Origin of the sequence: Candidatus Chlorohelix allophototropha (assembly GCF_030389965.1) — a bacterium.
Classification (GTDB): Bacteria; Chloroflexota; Chloroflexia; order Chloroheliales; family Chloroheliaceae; genus Chlorohelix; species Chlorohelix allophototropha.
Genome location: NZ_CP128399.1, coordinates 2919014 through 2939310 on the forward strand (window position 1 = coordinate 2919014; position 20297 = coordinate 2939310).

Consider the following 20297-nt stretch of genomic DNA (forward strand, 5'->3'; position numbering starts at 1 on the left):
TATGAAGGGGCAGAAAAGCTCAAGCCGTAAAGATATACAAAAAGTAGCAGAAGTCATTTCAAATAATATAACCGATGTTATAGAAAACAGTGAGGGTAAGCCTCGCAAACGCGGACGCAAGCCTCGCAACCTGTTGTTGGCTACTAGTGCACTAGGTGCAGTCGGTTACAGCGCGTGGCAGGCAAGCAAAACGCGCTTCAGCAGCAAAATAAACGGCGAACTTAAACTGTCTGGCTTGAAATCCCCGGTTGAAGTGATACGAGATAAATGGGGCATCCCGCATTTATACGCGCAAAGCTTGTCCGATCTGGCATTTGCGCAGGGCTTTGTACAGGCGCAAGACCGCATGTGGCAAATGGAATTTCAGCGGCGGGTGGCTTCCGGGCGATTATCCGAAATCTTTGGGGATGCCACCCTAGAAGCCGATAAAATGATGCGCCGCTTGCAATTACGGCGGGCTGCTCACAATGATTATGCCCATATGGATAGCGATAGCGAAGAAAAAATGGTGCTGGAGCGTTTCGTGGAAGGGGTAAACGCTTATCTGAATACCAAGAAATTGCCGCTTGAATTTTCGCTGGTGCGCTACAAGCCCGAACCTTGGAGTCCGATTGACAGCCTGACATGGGCTAAGATTATCGGAGTGCAACAAAGCACCAACCTCGACTCGGAATTGGTCAGGGCGCAGATGGTGCAAAAGCTTGGCGCAGAACGTGCCGCCAAACTTGAACCTACCCAGATGGTTACGGGCGCACCCCTGATTATACCGCCGGATGCCGATTATAGCGGTCTAGATTTCGAGCTTATCCTAGAAGAGTACCGCAAGATGCAGTCCACGATAGGCGCATTTGCCGGGGGTAACAGCAACAACTGGGCAGTGAGTGGCAGCCGAACTGTTACCGGAAAACCGATGCTGTGCAATGACCCGCACATGGCAGTTACGATGCCTTCCACATGGTATGAAATGCACCTACACTCGCCTGAAATAGATGTGACAGGGGCAAGCATTCCGGGTATTCCGCTGATTGGCATTGGTCATAACCGCCATATTGCGTGGGGTATCACCAACACTATGTCTGATTCCCAAGATGCCTTTATCGAGAAAATAGACCCCACCAACCCGCAACGCTATGAATACAAGGGCGAATGGCGTGAGTTTGAAGTGGTGCAGGAAGAGATCAAAATCAAGGGTAAAGCCAGTTTTTTTATGGATTGCGCCCGTAGCGTACACGGTCCGTTGCTTAGTTCGCTCAAATTACACGGGACTCCTGCTGCCGATGCGGGCGGCAAAATCGAGGCTCCTCTCGCAGTTTCGTGGAACATCTACGAACCATCAAAAGGGATAAGAACTCTGCTCAAATTGAACCAAGCTACCAACTGGCAAGAGTTCCGGGAAGCTTTGAGTACTTGGGATGTGGGTTGCTTTAACTTCGCCTATGCCGATGTAGAAGGCAATATAGGCTACCAGTTCACCGGGCTTATTCCCATTCGGGGCAAAGGGTTGGGCTTAGCGCCAAGCCCCGGAAACACCGGGGAATATGATTGGCAGGGCTATATCCCCTTTGAGGAATTGCCGCATATCTACAATCCTGAGCAGGGCTATATTATTACCACCAATCAGAAAGTGGTCGGCAACGAGTATCCCTATTGGCTGGGCAGCGATTATCTTGGAGAGAACCGCGCCATCCGCTTGCGCCAGCTAATCAATAGCCGCGAAAAGCTCAGTCTGGATGATGTAGCGCGTTTCCAGAAAGACCAACTCTGCCTTCCTGGCTTGCGACTCACCCGCCGCCTCTTGCAGGCAGATGCCACCAAAGGGAACGACTGGCAAAGACGCGCACTCGGCTATCTAGCCACATGGGACGGGGTATTGACAGCGCATAGCGTAGCCGGAAGCATTTACCATGCCACGCTGCAAAAACTGGGAAGGTTGGTTTTTGAGCCGATTATGGGCAGCAGCCTTACCGAAAGCTATTTGGGGAACAGCAAAGATGCGTTGGGAGCGCACCCCAATAGTTTGCAGAGCATTACTACTACCTTCCTAATAGGCAGAATTGAAGCTAATGACCACGATTTGCTGCCAATGGGCAAAAGTTGGGACGACCTGCTATTGGAAGCCTTGAGCCGAGCGATTGAGCTTTTACGCAAAAAGCTAGGCGATGATATGAACGATTGGGAATGGGGTAAACTACATGCGCTCAACTATGTACACCCGCTAGGAATGGTAAAACCGCTAAACCGTATTTTCAATCGTGGGCCTTACCCGCTGGGGGGTGATTGGGATACGGTGTGGCAAGCGGGTTACAACGGCAGTGACGATAATTTCAGCTTTAACGGAGCTACCAGTTCCATTCGTCTTGTCACAGACTTGAACGATTGGGAGAATACCCGCTTTGGTTGTACCAGCGGTCAGAGCGGCGCACCGATGAGTCCGCATTACAGCGACTTGATAGAGGAATGGTTGGCTGGAGCATATCATCCGCATCTGTTCAACCGCGCTGCGATTCTAGACAATGCCGAGGGCAAGTTGACGCTGAACCCGGCATAAACACGAATATCAATTAAAAGCATCAAAAAGAAGTAGCCGGAAGAGGGTTGCCTCTTTTTTAATTCAAGGGCAACACCACTGTGGAGGTATCATCCTGCATTACCAAGCGCAGGTTAGAGGAATTATCGGGAATATCAAAAACCAGCAAGATAGTAAAGCTCTTGCTAGGCTCGATTGAACCGTAGGGAGCAGCGTTGCTAGGCGGGGTGAGGTATTGCGCCAACGCCGCGATTACATCGGTGCGATAGGAATAGCCCTGCCCATCCAGCAGGGTAAACAACTGCGACACATTGGGCCAATCACGCACCGTATTAATATTGGTTAGTTTCAGATTAAGCAGCATGAATTTGCCGCGCTCGCTGGTTAGGTTACCAATGCGAGCCTGTAGAAGATAGCGGCTGGGGTCTGAAATTTCCCAATTCTTGCCTTTCCCGCTACCACCGGGTTTTACTTCCACCTGAATAGTCTGGGGCGGCTGAAAGCTGAGGGAAGGGTCGTTGGGAAGGCTGTCTATGAGGCTCTTGGGGTCGGCAATACCTTTAGCGAAAAGGCGTTGCGCCCAACCTGCCTGTGTAACCCGGTTAAAGAGGCTACGCTCACTGACCCGTATTTCAGTACCCGAAGTACCTACAACCCCTTTGGTTATGCTGATTCGATCAAGATAGGGAAAACGAGTATAGAGCGCATAGAAAATCTTCGCCCAATCGCTTTTCATCTCTTGTTCGTTTTTGTTGATAAGATAGCCGATATTGATAGCGCCACTACCCTCTACCTTTACCTGAATACCATCGGAGGGAACCCATACACCTGCTTCTGCCAAAATATTCTCAGGAGTAGGGTTGCTAATAATCTTATGGGTTTGGTCATCCAAAGATGCGCCGTAATGGTATGCCATTCGATCTTCAGCGGCAAAACGCGCCATGTCCTGAACAACTTGTTGGCGAGGATTCACTTCGCCCCGCCAGTTGAAAAAGCTAAAAGCAGAGTTGCGGGTGGTATCAGCACGATAAACCTGCCGCTTTTCATCCTTCGGATCGGTCAGGGTCAGCACCAGACGGTTTAAATCTGGGTATTGGCGGTAAAGAGTATAGATTAGCACATAGGCGGTCTGTTCGGATTGGCGTAACAGGTCAAGCGAGTCGGGCTTGTTGGAAGTGGCAACGGTTTCGGCGTTGGTCGTACCGCCCTTCTCGCTCAAACGAATAGTAACCCGCATTGTATCAGGCTGAGTAATAGTCAGGTCGAGTACGCGACGGTCAAATGAATCGGGAGTTTGCAGGAAAGCTAAAGCACCTTCGCGACTAAGCACCCCCACCGGAGAAGGTGTAGCAGTGGAGGGAGGCGCGGTAATTACCAGATAACCGGATTGGGGGAGATTCGGGTTTTTTGTAGTTATAAAGCTGGTAGCAAGCGGATTGCCAAATGCTGTTTCAAGTAACAACAGGCACCCTGTCAACAGGATTAAAAAAACCATCCCTGCGATAACCCAAGGCAAAGGGTTAAACCCGTGGGATGCCTCTCGCGCCTCTCGCTCTACGAAATAATTAGGGCGTGGTTTAGTACGCGGCGGCGGTGGTTCTTCCTGAGTGCTGGGGCTAGTGGCACTCTCATTAGTAGTAACCGGTTTCTCAGTAGGGCGCGGGCGAGCAGTTTGCTCAGGCGGATTGCGATTGTAGCGGTCAAGGCTATCACGAATCTGGTTGTAATCGCGCCGCTTTTCAGGGTCGCGTAACACATCAAAAGCCATGTTAATCTGCGCCATGCGCTGCTCGGCTTCGGGCGCACGATTGCGATCGGGGTGATATTTCTTGACCAGCGCTTTATAGGCAGCCTCAACTACCTCGGTTTCTGCGGCAGGGTCAACCTGTAACACCCGATAATAATCTATTTGTTGTCTGCGTCGAACTTCCGCCATTAATCTCGTTTCGTATAAAAAAACCGTCCGCTTGCCGCAAAACGGTTATACTAATCGCACTTATAGATTATACGTTCAGATTGAGTCACAAGTCAATTCATGTGAAATTACTATCTAGAGCTTTTTGCCTTAAAAAGTGGGCTTCGTCTTCAAGGCTTTTTAACTCGCCATCCAGAACTGCATTGAGTAAATCTTCTAACAATGCCTTGAACTGCTTACCCGGTTTCAAACCCATATGGATAAGATAACCACCGCTCAGGTGCGGCTTGCGGCGACTAACCACTTCCAGATAATGGCGCAATAACGGTGCATGGAAAGGTTGCAGAATCGCAGCGGCTTCGATTGCGCCACGTTCGTAAGAATTTAGCAACGCATAGAGAAGGCTGTTTTTCAAATCCGGTTGCAGCATGGGAAAAACCGCTTGCCGCAAACGCGCTACTTGGGGGGGTATGTTAGCTTCTTGGTCAAAAAATGCCAACGCCGCCAGTGCATGTTCCACCTGCTCAGGCAAACTGCGCCAGCACAGCGCGGAAAGATAAGCGGGAACGCGGTTCAGCAAATCGACAAAGCGATATTCCTTGATACGCCTGAATTCTTCTAGGGTATCGCAATCCCAGATTAATGCCGGATCAAATTGATCTAGCAAGTCATACTTCTGCAATAAATTCAGCCCACGTTCAGGGGCATCCTCGCGCAATATTTTAACCAGTTCGTTGCGTTTGCGGACAGGTGTTAGCAATTCAAAGTGTCGCTCCCGCACCGATTCCCGAAACAGTTCTTCGGTTGCAGGGTCAAATTGGTAGCCAAAACGGGCAGCGTAGCGCAACCCGCGCGGCATGCGGGTAGGATCATCAATAAAGCTGCGAGGGTGCAATACTCGCAAAAAGCCATCGCGTAGGTCTTCTAATCCGTTGTAAGGGTCAACTAAACCACCGCTAAGAGAAAGTGACATAGCGTTGATAGTATAGTCGCGCCGCTTCAAATCCACCTCAACCGGAGCGGGTGGATCAATCCTAACGGTAGGAAGTGCGCCGGGATGTTCATAGGTTTCAAGACGGGCAGTAGCAAGGTCTATATGCAGGTAATCGCCGCTCTGAAAAAAAATCTCGATTTTGGCAGTACCAAAAGCTTTATGCTTGTGCAAACGCACGCGGTCAACATGGGGAGCATGCTTGAAATGGGCAGTCAGGTGTTCAGCCAGAACGTGGCTATAATCGAGCGTCATAAAATCAAGGTCGAGGTTTTGCCGACCCAGCATCAAATCGCGCACGATACCACCCACCAAAAGCGCGGTTACCCCTTCACGCTCCGCTACTTCCGCCACCTGATTTACCGCATAGAAATGAGCATCAGGCAGCAGTTTGCGAAGCTGTTCTATCAGCACATGCGGATCATTATGATTAAACGACGGAAAGTTTGGTTTCATAATTATGCGGAAGACGGGTACGTTTACCCCCTCTAATTCAGCAAAAGAGGGGGTAAAACCGGGTTACTTCTCGATTTTGTTAGCGTTGAGCAACGCCAATTCTTCGTCCGCTACGGTCGGCTCAAGTTTGATAAACAGCGCACTTGGAGGCGGCAAGACTTGCCCGGCAGGCACTGGCTCAAGCGCCCAAGCTGCGAAAGCCGGAATCTTGATTACCCCATCTTCCGCTACACCGCTATAGCTGGAAACTTCAGGATTACCTGGTTCAAAGCCCAGTAATTCATGAAGTTTTTCAGCAGAGAAAGGCAAGAACGGATAACTCATTACTTTAAGGGCGTTTGCAATTTGCGCTGCCACATAATAAGTCGTTCCGGCACGCTGCACATCCTGCTTGATAACCTTCCAAGGTGATTTCTCTTCCAAATAACCGTTGCCAAGCGATGCCAACGCCATTACTTCTTTCAAAGCATCGCGCAAGTGTACGCCTTCCAGCAATTCGGTTACGCGGGCAAAGGTCTCCTGTGCATCCGTCAGCAACTTGCGGTCGCTCTCGTCCAGTTCGTCGGGTGTTGGCACTATGCCGCCGAAGTTCTTCTGGAGCGGGTTCAGCACTCGGTTGATGAAATTACCGTAAGTGCCAATAAGCTCATTGTTGATTTTGGCGACAAAATCCTTCCAACTCCAGCTACTATCGCGAGTTTCAGGCGCAATCGCAGTCATGTAATATCGAATAGCGTCAGGCTGGTAACGCTCTTCGATGTCTGGCAGCCAAATAGCCCAGTTGCGGCTGGTACTCATCTGGTCACCTTCCAGATTCATAAATTCGCTGGCTGGCACATCAAAAGGCAGGTTCAATTCGCCGTAACCGATCAGCATAGCGGGCCAGATGATGGTGTGGAAGGGAATATTATCCTTGCCTAGAAAGTAATACTGGCGCGCAGGCAATTTGCCATCCTTGCCCGAATGCCACCAGTTTTCCCAAAGTTCCGGCTTGCCTTGCCGTTGCGACCATTCTTTGCTGGCGGAGAAATAGCCGATAACCGCATCGAACCAAACGTAAATGCGCTTGTCCTTGAAGGAAGGATCGTCCAAAGGAATAGGTACACCCCATTCAAGGTCGCGGGTAATGGCGCGTCCACGCAAGCCCTGATTCAGCCAATTAAGGGTGAATTGGGTGGTATTGTTGCGCCAGTAATCGCGATCGTAGCTATTAATCCAATCGCGCAGAGAGGGTTCAAGTTTGGCGAGATCGAGAAAGAAATGCTCGGTCTCGCGGAACTCGATAGTCTGGCGATCAACCACGCTATAAGGGTTGATCAGCTTCTGAGGATCAACCAGAATACCGCAGTTGTCGCACTGGTCACCACGCGCCCTGCCGAAATGGCAATTGTAGCACTCGCCTTCCACGTAGCGGTCGGGAAGGAAGCGTGACAAGCTAGGACTATATGCGCCGATCATTTTTTCGCGGTAGATATAGCCATGCTCTAACAAACGTAGGAACATATCCTGCGTCACGGCATAGTGATTTTCGGTCAGGGTTTTGGTGAATAGGTCAAACTCGATACCAAGCCGATTGAAGGTTTTCAAAAAGCTGGTATGAAATTCGTTTACTACTTCTTGTGGGGTGCGATTCTCGCGTTCGGCGCGCAAAGTTATAGGCGTACCGTGACAGTCGCTACCGCTGACCATCAGCACCTTGCGCCCACGGGTTCGCTGAAAGCGTGCGAAGGTATCGGCGGGGAGATATACCCCGCTCACATGCCCGGCATGGAAAGGGCCATTTGCATAGGGCCACGCTACGCTGACTAGAATTGTGTCGGGATCGTAGCTGGCAGGAAAATTATCGCTCATCTCTATAAAGTCCTCTCAAGTCGTTCAATTTCACCTGAATTATATCACGCAACATGCGAATTGAATCTTTGAGGGGGTTGACTTTGCTTCCGCCAACATAGTACCAGCTAACCGGCACTTCCTTCAGCTTATAGCCACGCTTGCGAGCCAAAAAAAGCACTTCCACATCAAAGCCTGTGACCATTGCGCCTTTGACCGTTCTGGCATTATCCCCGTAAAGCTTGAGGCGGCGGAACAGGTCATGGCAGGCTTCACGCCGGAAAGCTTTGAAACCGCACTGGGTATCCTGCATGTTCGCGCCGGTTACAAAACGCACCAGGCTATTAAACACGCGCCCCATCAGATGGCGGTAGAAAGGCTCACCGTAGCGGTGCGCTTCTTGTCCTTCGCGGCTACCTACTGCCACATCGTAGCCTTGCTCCAACCAGTGCAGCAGTTTTACTACGTCTACAATGGGAGTAGAGAAATCCGCGTCAGAAAAAAGCACATACTCGCCCTTACTTGCCAGCATACCACGGCGCACCGTGTAGCCTTTGCCGCGATGTTCGCTGGCGATAAGCTTCAATTCGCAGTTGTTGGGCTGCTCCGAACGCTCCGCCATTGACCGCTGAACGATGCCAGCCGTAGCATCGGCGCTGCCATCGTCAACGATTATCACCTCCACCGAATAACTTTGCTTTTCGAGGTATTCCAGCACAGTTGCAAGAGTGCCGGGTAGGCGCTTCTCTTCATTATAAGCGGGGATAACTACGGACAGGTAGGGCTTAGTAGCAGAAGCGGGGCGCACCGAATCCACCCTGCCGGGTTCTGCCTGATTATTGGGTGATTTAGAGTCGAGCGCTTGTGAAGTCACTTGCTCGTTCTCCTTAGAAAATCCCATTCTAAAAACCTATCCTGTATAAATATTTACGCCACGTCATTTGCCGCAGCGTTTTTGAAGTCTATAGCATTATAAACTCAGCGTCAAGCAATAAAAATCAGGGTGTCGTTTGTGGTGCAGGGGTGCTAGTCCAGAGCGCAGCAGCGGTAGTCACCACTGGATTCCGAGGGATAACAGGTAGTGGCATGGATCTGCCATAGTAACATACAAGGGTAGTTCCAGCCTTCAGCAGTTTCCTTAACTCGTCCGGTATATTAAAGCTATCCATTTCTGAAGTCGAGGCATTTGCAGTAACCAGAACAAATTCGTACTGGTAAATTGCATAACAGTTTTTGATACCCCGCCCGTCTAACACACACTCATCTTTGTACGCGCTAAAGGGGTAAAGCTCTTGGCAATCGGTTTCGGTTCTACAGGAATAGCCCGGTTCAGTGCCAAGCCCGGCAGTGGCAAATTTCTCACGGTAGAACTGGGCAATTTTTTCAACACTATCGCCGGAAGAAAAGATTACAATATTATTCCCTTGCAAAGGTACTGATAATAAACCCTGTGGCAAGATTACTTTCGCATCAAAATAAGTTGCGCCGGGATAACGCAGATCAATTTTAGCGGGGTCAGGCGTAGTAGCGAGGGTAGCAGCCGGTAAAGTTTCGGGAGTGGCTGCGAGAGTACCGCACGCACCGAGTAAAAGTGTAAGCGCGAATAAAAAAACCAATAACCTGACCATCCGATTCCTCCTGTTAGAAACTCAAATACCATGAAAAAGCAGCACTACAATTAATACCAACGACCGATATGCCGGACAGGTTACGGCATGCTATAATCTTAAGTGAGGCGGTGTATAACCTTTTTCCGTCTCCGGCATTGGCTTTTGTAGGAATTAAGGCAAGTATGAGAAGAACTCTTTCTATCTAAATATGGTTGCAGCGGCAGTTTTGACCTGCCCTTAATCAAGAAGAAAGAGTATTAATCATGCTTAAAGTTTCTGGAATAAATAAAAGCTTTGGCGATGCCGTTATCCTCGAAAAAGTTGGCTTTATCCTCAACCGGGGTGAGCGCACCGGGCTAATCGGACCAAACGGCTCAGGCAAATCCACCCTATTAAAAATAATCGTAGGCGAAGAACAAGCCGATTCGGGCAAAGTATGGCTCGACCCATCGGCGCGTTTTGGCTACCTCGAACAAGCGCTAGAATACGCGCCAGATGATACCGTTGGCAAAATAATCGGCAAAGCGATAGGTCAAGCATTAGAAATTCTGCTTGAAATAGAGCAGCTGGGCGTAGCAATTAGCGCGGCGCAAGGCGATGAATTTGAGGTGCTGATGGCAAGTTATTCCGAAGCGTTAGAAGAAGCCGAAAGGCTGGACGCTTACGGGGCACAAGCGCGACTCGCCGAAGCGCTGAACGGGTTAGGGCTGGAACATCTCGACCAGAAAACCCCAGTGACGACTCTGAGCGGTGGACAAAAAACTCGGTTGGGATTGGCGCGTCTGTTGCTTTCTCGACCAGACCTACTACTTTTGGACGAACCAACCAACCATTTGGACATTACCGCACTGGAATGGTTACAGGAATTTGTGCGTCAGTACAAAGGGGCAGTGCTGATTGTGTCGCATGACCGCGCTTTTCTGGATGAAGTGGTTCAGAAATTGCTGGTGCTGGACGAAAAAACGCACACCCTAAAAGAGTTTGTGGGCAATTACAGCGCTTATATGGAAGATGAGGAGAGGCAACGCCGAAAATACGAAGACGAATACCAGCGTCAGCAAGAGTATATCGGCAAGGTGGAAGCCGACCTGCACGCCACCGAGCAACACGCCCGCAATATCGAAGGCTCTACCATCGATTTCTATGTTCGCAAACGCGCCTTGAAAGTGGCGCGGCGGGCGGTGGTGCGCAAAGCTAGGTTGGAAAAGTATCTCGATAGCGAAGAGCGGTTGGAAAAGCCCAAGAAGGGCTGGCACATGAAGTTGGAGTTCGAGAATACGCCCACCAGCGGGCAAATTGTACTTACGCTGGACAATGTGGCGAAAGCCTTTGGCAACTTACGCCTGTTCGAGCGGGTTACGGGCGAACTAAAGAAAGGTGAGCGGGTAGTGTTGTTGGGCGCGAACGGTACGGGCAAAACCACCTTGCTAAAAATCATCGCGGGCGAACTTGCGCCGGACAGTGGCATTGCCCGATTGGGCGCGAATGTGCGAGTGGGATACTTCTCGCAGGAACAAGAGGGATTGAAACCGCAGCAAACCGCGTTGGAAGCGGTGCGCGAGGTAACCGCGCTCTCCGAAACCGAGGCGCGTAACTTCCTGCATTATTTCCTCTTTTCAGGTGATGAAGTGTTCACGCCCGTAGGCAACCTCAGCTACGGCGAACGGGCGCGACTAGCGTTGGCGCGTTTAGTGCTGAGCGGGGTTAATTTCCTGCTGCTGGATGAACCACTCAACCATCTGGACATTAAATCGCGAGAGCAATTCGAGGAAGCATTGGAACAGTTCGAGGGCACTATCCTAGCCGTAGCGCACGACCGCTATTTCGTGGCGCATTTCGCCGAACGCATCTGGGCAATTCAGGATAAAGCACTCAAAAGCTATTATGCTTTGGAGGATTACGAACGGGCTGTGGCAGTGTAAGCCGCTTCTGCCTGTTCCACCAGTTTTGACCAGCTAAATTCAGAATAAAGGCGGCGGGCGGCAATTGCCCCCAACTCATGGCGCGATTCTGGGCTTAGCTGCAAAAGTTGAGCGGCGGCAGCAGCAAAAGCGGCAGTGTCACCCGGCGCGACTAGATGCCCACCCTCGCCTTCGCGTAAATACTCGCTCTGTTGCCCTACCGCTTCGGTCACAACCGGGCGTTCTGCCAGCAACAATTCGAGGAATTTCACCGAACAACGCGCCCGATTTATCAGGGTATCATCGAAGGGATAGAGCGCAACATCTCCGCAGCGCAACAGACCGGGCAAATCCTCCCAAGCAGCTTGCCCGGTAACAATTACTTTTCCGCTTAACCCATAGTGTTGTGCCAATTCGTGAAGCCCTTTTTCTTCTCCAAAAAAGCCACCACCTACTACCAGCAAGCGCGTATTTTCGGCTTGTGCTGGAGGCAACAAATCCAAAGTACGGCGCACGATTTCCAGCAAACGCGGCGCTTTAAACTCGGCAAAACGGGTGTAAGCCAGCAGTACCGTTTTACCTTCTAGACCGAGTTTTGCCTGCCAACGTTGGGTTGCTTCTTCTGCTTTAGCACCCTGCCACCCCGCATATTTGGTGGGTGAAACACCGTTTGGCAGATAAAAAACCTTGTCGCGCGCTACCCCAAAGCCCCATACCTGAGTTTGCAAGGTGCGGCTGGCAACGGTAACGGCAGCGGCGCGGCGTGGCAAGTCTCGTTCTTGCCATGCAAAGAGCCTTTTTTGCAAGAGAGAATATGGGTTAATATCATTCCAGCCGCCCGCACCTTCCCAATCGTCAGTATCCAGTACGAAAGGTTTGCCTCGCAAGGAAAACAGCAAAGCAGTAAGCCCGCTATAGGCTTTGGGCTTGAACACATGGATTACATCGGGCTTGAAAGCCAGCGCAGTCTGCCCCAACCTGCGGGGCAATTGCAAAGCAAGCGGTGCCGGTCTTAACGAAACGGTCACTAGCTCCACCCCGTTGCAGCGTGCGAAACTGGGCAGAGACGGTTCGGGGTCATCCCATGGGGGCACACACACCCGCACTAGATGCCCACGCTCTGCCAGCGCTTCCGCCAAAGGTAGAATCCGGGCGCTGGCAGTACCTTTGTGTTTCAAACCGAAAGGGGCAATGAGGCTGATTCTAAGCAAATTCTAATCTCTTCCAAGTAATATAAGGCTACCGAATAACGTATAAGTAGTACCACAGGAACGATATTTACACAAATTTAAGGCTATAGATTTTTATTTTCCACATTCCATATCTTTACTTAGAACGGCACTATGCTAAAATTGGTAAAATTATTGGTAGTATCAGCAAAGAAATCGTTGGGAGTTGAGGAGCGGAAAGAGTTTTCAACAAATTTCCGCTATTCCAACAGAAAGATCTCAAAATACAATTGAAAATACTGATAGTCGCTGCAGAAGCAACGCCGTTTGCCAAAGTTGGACATGTAGCGGAGGTCATAGGTTCTTTACCTAGCGCGCTGGCAAAGCTGGGGCATGATGTTAGGCTGGTAATTCCGCGTTACGGCAGGATAAGCCCGAATAAATTTGACCTTAAGCCCGTTATCAATCAATTAAATATACCGCTAAAAAACGAACGAACCGAGCCTGTATCAGTGCTAGCAAGTAGCCTCAAAGAAGAAGTGCCGGTTTACCTGATTGATAGTGACCGCTATTTTAATCGCGAGGGTATTTACGGTTATCCAGACGATGATGAGCGTTTTATTTTATTCTGTCGCGCCGTGTTAGAAATGTTGCCACAACTCAACTGGCAACCGGATGTTATCCATTGCCACGAATGGCACACTGCTCTTATCCCCTATTGGCTGAAAACCCAACACGCCACTACGCCTTTCTATCGCAATATAGCCAGCGTATATACCATCCACAACCTAGCGTATCAGGGTATTTTCGGTTACAGGGTGCTTGAAATTGCCGGAATAGCCGATTACAATTTTATCTATAACAATGCGCAGGAACACTCCGAACTGGTTAGCTTGATGAGTCTGGGTATTCGCCACGCCGATATAATCAGCACCGTCAGCCCTTCTTATGCTAAGGAGATATTGTCACCTCAGTTTGGGGAAAACATGAACGGTTTGCTGAACGAGCGCAGCGACAGACTTTGCGGTATTCTGAACGGGATTGACACCAACCATTTTAACCCTGCCACCGACCGCTATCTGGCGGCTACCTTTGATGTCAAAACCTTGAAAAAACGTGGTGCGAACAAACTCGATTTGCAACGTGAGATAGGGCTACCCCAGAATCCGGACATTCCGCTGATTGGAATGATTACCCGCCTTGCCAGCCAGAAGGGGCTTGATTTGCTGGAACAAATTATTAACCCGCTGATGCAACTCAATATACAATTCGTGTTGATGGGTACCGGCGACCAAATGTATCATGAATTTTTCAGCCAGATTGCCCAGCGTTATCCTGATAAAATGGCTTTACGCTTAACCTTTAACGCGATTTTGGCGCAGAAAATCTACGGAGGCAGCGATATTTTTTTGATGCCTTCCCGCTTTGAACCATGTGGTCTGGGGCAGTTGATCGCCATGCGTTACGGCTCAATTCCGGTGGTCAGAAAAACAGGTGGGCTTGCCGACACCGTGCAGGATTTCGACCCTGCTACCGGAGAGGGAAACGGCTTTTCCTTCGTAGAGTACGACCAATGGATGCTTTTTGCTACAATAGTGCGCGCGCTTGAAACTTACAAAAACCGGGAAGTGTGGCATAAACTGATGGAACGAGATATGCAACGGGATTATTCTTGGGATAGCAGCGCAGTTGAATATGTCAAAACTTTCCAACGTGCCATCAAATTGCGGCAAAAGGTAGAAACAGTTTGAGCAATATCGCGCATTTGCCCGATCTCGTAGCGGCGCTTTCCCCAGCCGACCGTGCAACAGTAGAGCGGATATTCCACATTAGTGCTTCTATAGGAGTAATGAACCCTGAGCCTTCCTTTTACCCAAAGTTGGAAAGGTTGTTTGGTTCTGCTCAAGATGGTTTGCGCCAGCCTGTAGTAAAGGTGACCAACCGTGTAACGCTGGACTCCTCCCTATTCAATCCCTTGCGGGCTGCCCGCCCACACCAGACTCTCGAAAATGTGGAACTGGAAAGCCTGATTGAAGAGGGGCGTACAACCGACCAATTCACCCACCCTTTGCGGGATACAGCGCCAGATGTTTTCGGACGGCTGGAAACCGATTACGCTATTACCGCCAGTAATATTGCCAAAGTGGACGGTTGGAGCGGGGTGATTATTTTCAAGGAATTTCACCCGCACCGCTTCTCACGTGAGCAGATAATAGATTACCTTATGACCGGGCGCGCTTGGGCGGAAAAAGCGGTAGAGCATGACCCGCTCTCTCCCTATTTTTTACTGTTGTGGAATTGTCTGTGGAAAGCGGGCGCGAGCCAAATTCACGGGCATGCCCAAGCACTACTGACACGCGGGATGCATTATGGGCATGTTGAACGCTTACGGCGGGATGCTCTTAGTTTTGAAGCCACCTACCGCCGCAACTATTTTACCGAGTTGGTTAATGCCAGTCGGGCGCTAGGGCTTACCGCCGACCCGGCAGACCGGGTTAAAGCGCTGGTATCCATTACACCGGTGCGTGACCGAGAAATATGGCTGATCACCGACAACTATTCAGCCGAATTGGGGGAAGCAATTTACAAAACACTTTCTTTCTATCTGCATAGTGGAGTCACTTCTTTCAATCTAGGAGTGCAAATGCCGCCTATTCGCCCTGTCTCCGAAAATTGGTCGGGCTTCCCGGTCATTGCCCGGTTAATAGCGCGAGGTAATCCGTTGAACCGCCAGAATGATACCGGAGGAACCGAGCTTTTCGCAGCTAGCGTTATCTCCAGTGACCCTCTAAAGGTAGCGGAAAGTTACCGCACATGGTTGCTCAAGAAATGAACCCCGAAATTGCTCACTTTCTGGTTAGCGAAAAGGGTAGAGCGGCGCTTTCCAGCCTTGAACTCGAAGAACTGAACGAAAATAACCGACTGGCGGTTTTGATGCGCTTGCGTAAAAGCTACGCCCCAGAACTGGCGGGCGCACTGATAGAACAGGCTTTACTACGCCGCAAAGCTACCAGAGCAGGCAAGTTCGGAAAAGCAGCGGAAATGTTTTTCACCCCGGAGGGATTGGAGCAGGCTTCCGGTGAAACTGTAGCGTGTTACCGGGTAGAGCGCATAAGGCAGGTTTGCAGTGAGCATGCGCCTGTAGCCGACTTGTGCTGCGGGATTGGCGGAGATGCGCTAGTACTGGCACAATATTTCAAGGTAACCGGAGTAGATTTGGAAGAAACGCGCCTGACGTTGGCAGAAGCTAATTGTGCTGCCAACGGGGTTAGTGCCACATTCAAAATAGCAAATGTAAAGAGCTTTGAGGTTGCTGGCTTTGAAGCGCTTTTCTTCGACCCGGGGCGGAGAGTGAATGGCAAGCGGCTTTTCTCGGTGGAGCAGTATTTACCGCCGCTTTCGACCATCCGAGAATGGCTTAAAAAAGTGCCGGAAATTGCAGTGAAAATTTCGCCGGGAGTGGATTACAGCGAATTGTCGGGATACGATTGCGAAATCGAGATTATCTCCGAAAACAGCGATGTAAAAGAAGCGGTGTTATGGTTTGGGAAATTTCGCCAAACTACTCGCCGCGCTACCCTGTTACCTAGCAGGCATACCCTCACTTTCCAACCGGATAAGCCAGAAATAGCTTGTGGTGAACCACTCGCTTATTTATACGAACCCGATGGCGCAGTGATACGCGCAGGGTTGGTAGAAGAACTTGCTTTGCTTTTAGGCGGCTCTACCCGCAAAATTGACCAAGATATTGCCTATTTAACCTCGAACGAAGCAATCGAAACCCCTTTCGCACGCCGCTTCCCGGTGCTGGAATACCTGCCCTGGAACTTGAAGAAACTGAATCGACGCTTACAAGAGCTTGACACCGGAAAGGTGGTAGTGAAAAAGCGCGGTTCGCCGATTGATCCTCAATTCCTCGAACATGCCTTGAGCTTGAAAGGCACGCGAGAGCTAACAATTGTGCTTACCAAAGTTATGGGAAAACCTTGTGCATTAATCTGCAATTAGTACTTTCTGGTGGTATGATTTAAAAAACCAACCATTAAGTACTAGGACTCCCGGTACATTCTCCCTTGTAAATTTTATATACTAATTGTTACAATAGAAGTGTAATGATTTTACATAGTGACAATATAAATTTCTACTGGGGTTGTATTTTATTCATCCGGTTTGCCTGAACAAATTTTATGGCGTTCTTCTTACATGTTAAACGCTCAGTTTAGTTTTGGTTACTAGCCGGATATATTGGAAATAATGTCTGCACTTTGACCCTTAACATACCCAACACAGAAGTGAGTCCGGCCACACCGGACTCATTTTCTTTCATAAAGAAATATCCTAAAACGCCGAGTATTTCGTTGGGATTTTCGGTGCATAATACAACTTATATAGCTATAATTGGAAGGGATTTAATCTTTTAATATAGATTAGTATTCCCGGTTGAACGGGTTTGCGGAAGGAAAAGCAAATAGTGCAAGCTAAAGTAGCGATGCTTCATTACACTTGCCCTCCGGTGGTAGGTGGGGTAGAGGCAGTAATGGCAGCGCATGCAAGGTTGTTTGCAGCACGCGGCTATCCCGTCACTATGCTGGCAGGGCGCGGGTCTGACAATCAATTCTCCTCTCCGGGTGTACAAACCAGCATCGAATCACTCTTTGACAGCAAAAATGAGAGACTTCTCCAGATAAACCGCGCATTGGACAAAGGCGAAGTTCCCCCCGATTTTGAAGTGTATGCCCGTGAAGTGTATCTTCGTTTGGCAGAATTATTGGAAGGCTTCGATTTCTGTATTGTCCACAACGCCTTCACCATGCACAAAAACCTGCCGCTTAGTGTAGCCTTGGTCAAGGCAGCCGAAAACCTCAAGGTGAGTTTTATCGGCTGGACTCATGATCTCGCATGGGCAGACCCGCTATATAAAAATGTTCTTTATGATAGATACCCTTGGAATCTGTTAAAACAGCCCGTAGCGCAGGTCAAATATGTAACAGTCTCGCCACAGCGACAGCAAAGCTTGTGCGAAATTTTTATGCCAGCATTAACGCCTGACCAAGTATCGGTAGTGCCTAACGGGATTGGGTTGGAAGATTTTCTGGCGATTGGAAAAGAAACCCGCGAACTGCTTGAGCAGACCGGAATAAGCGCAGCAAGGCGTGAAGGGGCGCTTTTATTATTGTTACCTTCGCGCATAACCCGCCGCAAAAACATTGAAACGGCTATAATGGTTACGGTGAGGCTAAAAGAACTCGGTCAAAACCCGCGCCTGATTGTTACCGGACCACCGGGACCGCATAACATACGCAATGATGAGTATGTGCGCGAATTATTTGAGCTGCGAGATAAGGAAGGTATCAGGGATGAAACAATTTTTCTGGTAGAAAGTTGGCAGGATGAGGAGAAGAAACCCCGACCTGTAAGCGACAGCGTAGTGACGGATCTTTATCGGTATTGCGATGCACTATTGTTTCCAAGTGCGCAGGAGGGTTTTGGCATTCCTATTCTGGAAGCGGCACTGGCAAGACTCCCGATTTTTTGTAGCGATATTCCGCCGCTTCGCCAATTGGTGGGCAATTATGCTACCTGTTTCGCCCCGGATGAAGAGCCGGAAATAATCGCCGGAAAGCTAATCGAAGCGTTGGATCAAAACCCAGCTTATCGGCTTAGACGTGAAACAATATTGAATTTTAGTTGGGATGGTATTTTCGAGCGGCAAATTGCGCCGCTTTTACGGTGATAAAAATGATTTCAAATTTACAGATAAATACAAACAAGAGTGATATAAATAACGAAAAATATCATGTGCTGTTGGGGCTGGAGGAACGGGTAGAAGCCAGCGAAGCTGACCGTACTGAGATGAGAAAGCTTTTCTGGGCAAGTTTGGAAATGGCGGTTGGTCTGAAGGCAAGCACTATCACTTTGTTGGGGTTAGTACCAATCCCGGAGGGGCAAAGCCTTAGCGAAGGGGCGCTACCCGCCCAGCATCAACGCACTTTGCTGGATGAAATAGTAGGTGAAGTTACTGCCGGATATAACCCTACTGATTTGCCTGAATTACGAACGGTAGTGCGGGTGTGCGCTGCTAACACACTGGCGCAAGAATTAAATGATGTGATTCTGGAAGGACAAGTAAACCTGCTATTGCTTGGCTCAAGCTGGTTTGAAAGCGATATAACAGGTGCTTCCGGTCGCTCACCGCTTGAAGATATTCTGCGTCGCCCCTTGTGTGATTTAGCTGTAATCGGCCCGGGGGTAGATATAAGCAATAGCCGCAATATGTTGTTGGCTGCCCGCGGTGGGCCTTTTGCGGAATTGGCGTTAAGACTGGCATCTGGTATTGCCGAGCGCAATGACGGGAACATAACCTTGCTGCATGTTTCAAGATACACGCAGGAAGGGGATGAAGGCTACTTGGATGAGGAATTGGAAGAGTCGGCATATGCGGTATTAGGACGAGGCAACCGCAATTACAACCGTATCAGACGTAAGCAAGTTGCCAGCCAAAATGTGCAGGAAGCGATCGTACAGGAAGCAAAAAATCACGACCTGATTTTGCTAGGTGCAACTGCTACCCTAACACCTGCCCGTACTGAAGCAATGCTTCAAAATCCTTTTGGTCCCGTTGCGCGTGCGGTACTGTCTCAAAACGAACAAGAATCACACAAACCCGGCGTAATAGTGGTCAGAGCGGGTGCGCCGCGAGATTTCTACTTTGCGCGGCTTCAGCGTCGGAAACAGCAATTCGAGGCACGCAGCTCTAGCGACGAATTTGTGTCGGAACTGGTAGATAAATGGTTCGCCGAAAATACCTTTGATGCTGAAGAATTCGAAGATGTAGAGCGATTGGTAGCCGCAAAGAAAGCGCAAGGCTTAACCATCAGTCTCGGCTTACCCGCTTTAAACGAAGAAGCTACAATCGGGGATGTGATTAATGCTATCAAGGATGAACTACTGGTACGCCACAAACTGCTGGACGAAATTGTAGTGATAGATAGCGATAGCACCGATCGCACCCGTGAAATTGCCGCCGAACTAGGTATCCCGGTTTACATCCATCAGCAAATTCTGCCAACGCAGGGTTTAAGACGCGGCAAGGGAGAAGCCCTCTGGAAAAGCCTTTATCAGTTGAAAGGCGATATTATCGCGTGGGTTGATACCGACGTTACCAATATGCATCCGCGCTTTATCTATGGGTTGGTTGGACCACTGCTGAAAGAAGCGCGTTTGCAATATGTCAAAGGCTATTACCGCCGCCCAATTCAGGTAGGCGACATAATGCACGAGACGGGCGGTGGGCGTGTAACCGAACTAACGGTGCGACCTCTCTTTAACCTGTTCTTCCCCGAACTGAGTGGTATTATCCAACCGCTTTCGGGAGAATACGCAGGCAGACGCACATGCCTTGAGCAATTACCATTCTTCACCGGATACGGAGTAGAAACCGGACATCTGGTTGATATTTTAGATCGATTCGGGCTGGCTACCATTGGACAGGTCAATCTGAAAGAGCGTCGCCACCGCAACCAAGATTTGGGCGCACTCAGCCAAATGGCTTTTGCTATAACGCAAGTGATTGTGAATCGTTTGGAAGAGCGCGACAAATTGCAATTGACCAATGATGTGAATCGCACCATGAAGCTGATTAACCTTAGTCCGCAAGGTTTACGGCTAGATTTGCGCCACATCGAAGATCGCGAGCGACCGCCTATGCTGGAAGTACCCGAATATCGTCTCAAGCACCGGGAACGTCTTAGCCATACCTAAAGGGCAGAGGCAAGTTCGGAAAGGGGATGTAGCTGGAAAGCCCTGCCGAGGTCGAAGGGTTATCCCCTGAACTCACGCTCTCTCCTCTGGTCAGTGCAACAGGTTATTGCCTTAAATGGGTTCTTGCAACTGCCCTG

At 49.7% G+C, this 20297-nt stretch carries 13 protein-coding genes; 7 read left to right on the plus strand and 6 right to left on the minus strand.

Annotation, left to right across the window (positions count from 1 at the left end; translation table 11 throughout):
- Position 1: 1 nt before the first annotated feature.
- A complete protein-coding gene (locus tag OZ401_RS12745; protein WP_341468621.1) occupies positions 2 to 2548 on the plus strand; it encodes a penicillin acylase family protein in 2547 nt (848 codons plus the stop codon).
- 58 nt (positions 2549 to 2606) lie between these two features.
- Here the strand turns inward: OZ401_RS12745 and OZ401_RS12750 are convergent, their stop codons facing one another.
- From OZ401_RS12750 to OZ401_RS12770, 5 genes are all read right to left on the minus strand, one after another.
- The gene (locus OZ401_RS12750; protein ID WP_341468622.1) at positions 2607 to 4463 is read right to left on the minus strand and encodes a DnaJ domain-containing protein; all 1857 of its coding nucleotides are present in this window, start codon (positions 4461 to 4463) and stop codon (positions 2607 to 2609) included.
- A 97-nt stretch (positions 4464 to 4560) separates the two neighbouring features.
- Positions 4561 to 5889 carry a CCA tRNA nucleotidyltransferase gene (locus tag OZ401_RS12755; RefSeq protein WP_341468623.1) on the minus strand — a complete coding sequence of 443 codons (1329 nt, stop codon included), beginning with the start codon at positions 5887 to 5889 and terminating at the stop codon, positions 4561 to 4563.
- Between the two features lie 63 nt (positions 5890 to 5952).
- A complete protein-coding gene (gene metG / locus OZ401_RS12760; RefSeq protein WP_341468624.1) occupies positions 5953 to 7740 on the minus strand; it encodes a methionine--tRNA ligase in 1788 nt (595 codons plus the stop codon).
- On the minus strand, positions 7730 to 8620 hold the full coding sequence (locus OZ401_RS12765; protein ID WP_341468625.1) for a dolichyl-phosphate beta-glucosyltransferase: 891 nt from the start codon (positions 8618 to 8620) through the stop codon (positions 7730 to 7732). The genes metG and OZ401_RS12765 overlap by 11 nt, the downstream gene beginning before the upstream one ends.
- A 97-nt stretch (positions 8621 to 8717) precedes the next feature.
- Entirely contained in the window at positions 8718 to 9347 is a 630-nt protein-coding gene (locus tag OZ401_RS12770; protein ID WP_341468626.1) for a hypothetical protein, read from the minus strand.
- Positions 9348 to 9592: 245 nt separating this feature from the next.
- Here OZ401_RS12770 and abc-f point away from each other — a divergent pair, with 245 nt between their 5' ends.
- On the plus strand, positions 9593 to 11251 hold the full coding sequence (gene abc-f, locus OZ401_RS12775) for a ribosomal protection-like ABC-F family protein (protein ID WP_341468627.1): 1659 nt from the start codon (positions 9593 to 9595) through the stop codon (positions 11249 to 11251).
- On the opposite strand, the gene OZ401_RS12780 is transcribed toward abc-f, so the two are convergent.
- Complete coding sequence (locus tag OZ401_RS12780) at positions 11227 to 12441, minus strand: glycosyltransferase (protein ID WP_341468628.1); 1215 nt, start codon at positions 12439 to 12441, stop codon at positions 11227 to 11229. The genes abc-f and OZ401_RS12780 overlap by 25 nt on opposite strands.
- Before the next feature lie 248 nt (positions 12442 to 12689).
- Here OZ401_RS12780 and OZ401_RS12785 point away from each other — a divergent pair, with 248 nt between their 5' ends.
- From OZ401_RS12785 to OZ401_RS12805, 5 genes are all read left to right on the plus strand, one after another.
- On the plus strand, positions 12690 to 14150 hold the full coding sequence (locus OZ401_RS12785) for a glycogen synthase (protein WP_341468629.1): 1461 nt from the start codon (positions 12690 to 12692) through the stop codon (positions 14148 to 14150).
- A complete protein-coding gene (locus OZ401_RS12790; protein ID WP_341468630.1) occupies positions 14147 to 15232 on the plus strand; it encodes a hypothetical protein in 1086 nt (361 codons plus the stop codon). Before OZ401_RS12785 ends, OZ401_RS12790 begins: the two co-directional genes overlap by 4 nt.
- Positions 15214 to 16407: a THUMP-like domain-containing protein gene (locus tag OZ401_RS12795; protein WP_341468631.1), complete on the plus strand. Its 1194-nt coding sequence runs from the start codon at positions 15214 to 15216 to the stop codon at positions 16405 to 16407. Before OZ401_RS12790 ends, OZ401_RS12795 begins: the two co-directional genes overlap by 19 nt.
- Before the next feature lie 463 nt (positions 16408 to 16870).
- Complete coding sequence (locus OZ401_RS12800; RefSeq protein ID WP_341468632.1) at positions 16871 to 18133, plus strand: glycosyltransferase family 4 protein; 1263 nt, start codon at positions 16871 to 16873, stop codon at positions 18131 to 18133.
- A 5-nt stretch (positions 18134 to 18138) separates the two neighbouring features.
- Positions 18139 to 20160, plus strand: coding sequence for a glucosyl-3-phosphoglycerate synthase (locus tag OZ401_RS12805; RefSeq protein WP_341468633.1), 2022 nt, complete (start codon positions 18139 to 18141; stop codon positions 20158 to 20160).
- The last annotated feature ends 137 nt before the right edge of the window (positions 20161 to 20297 follow it).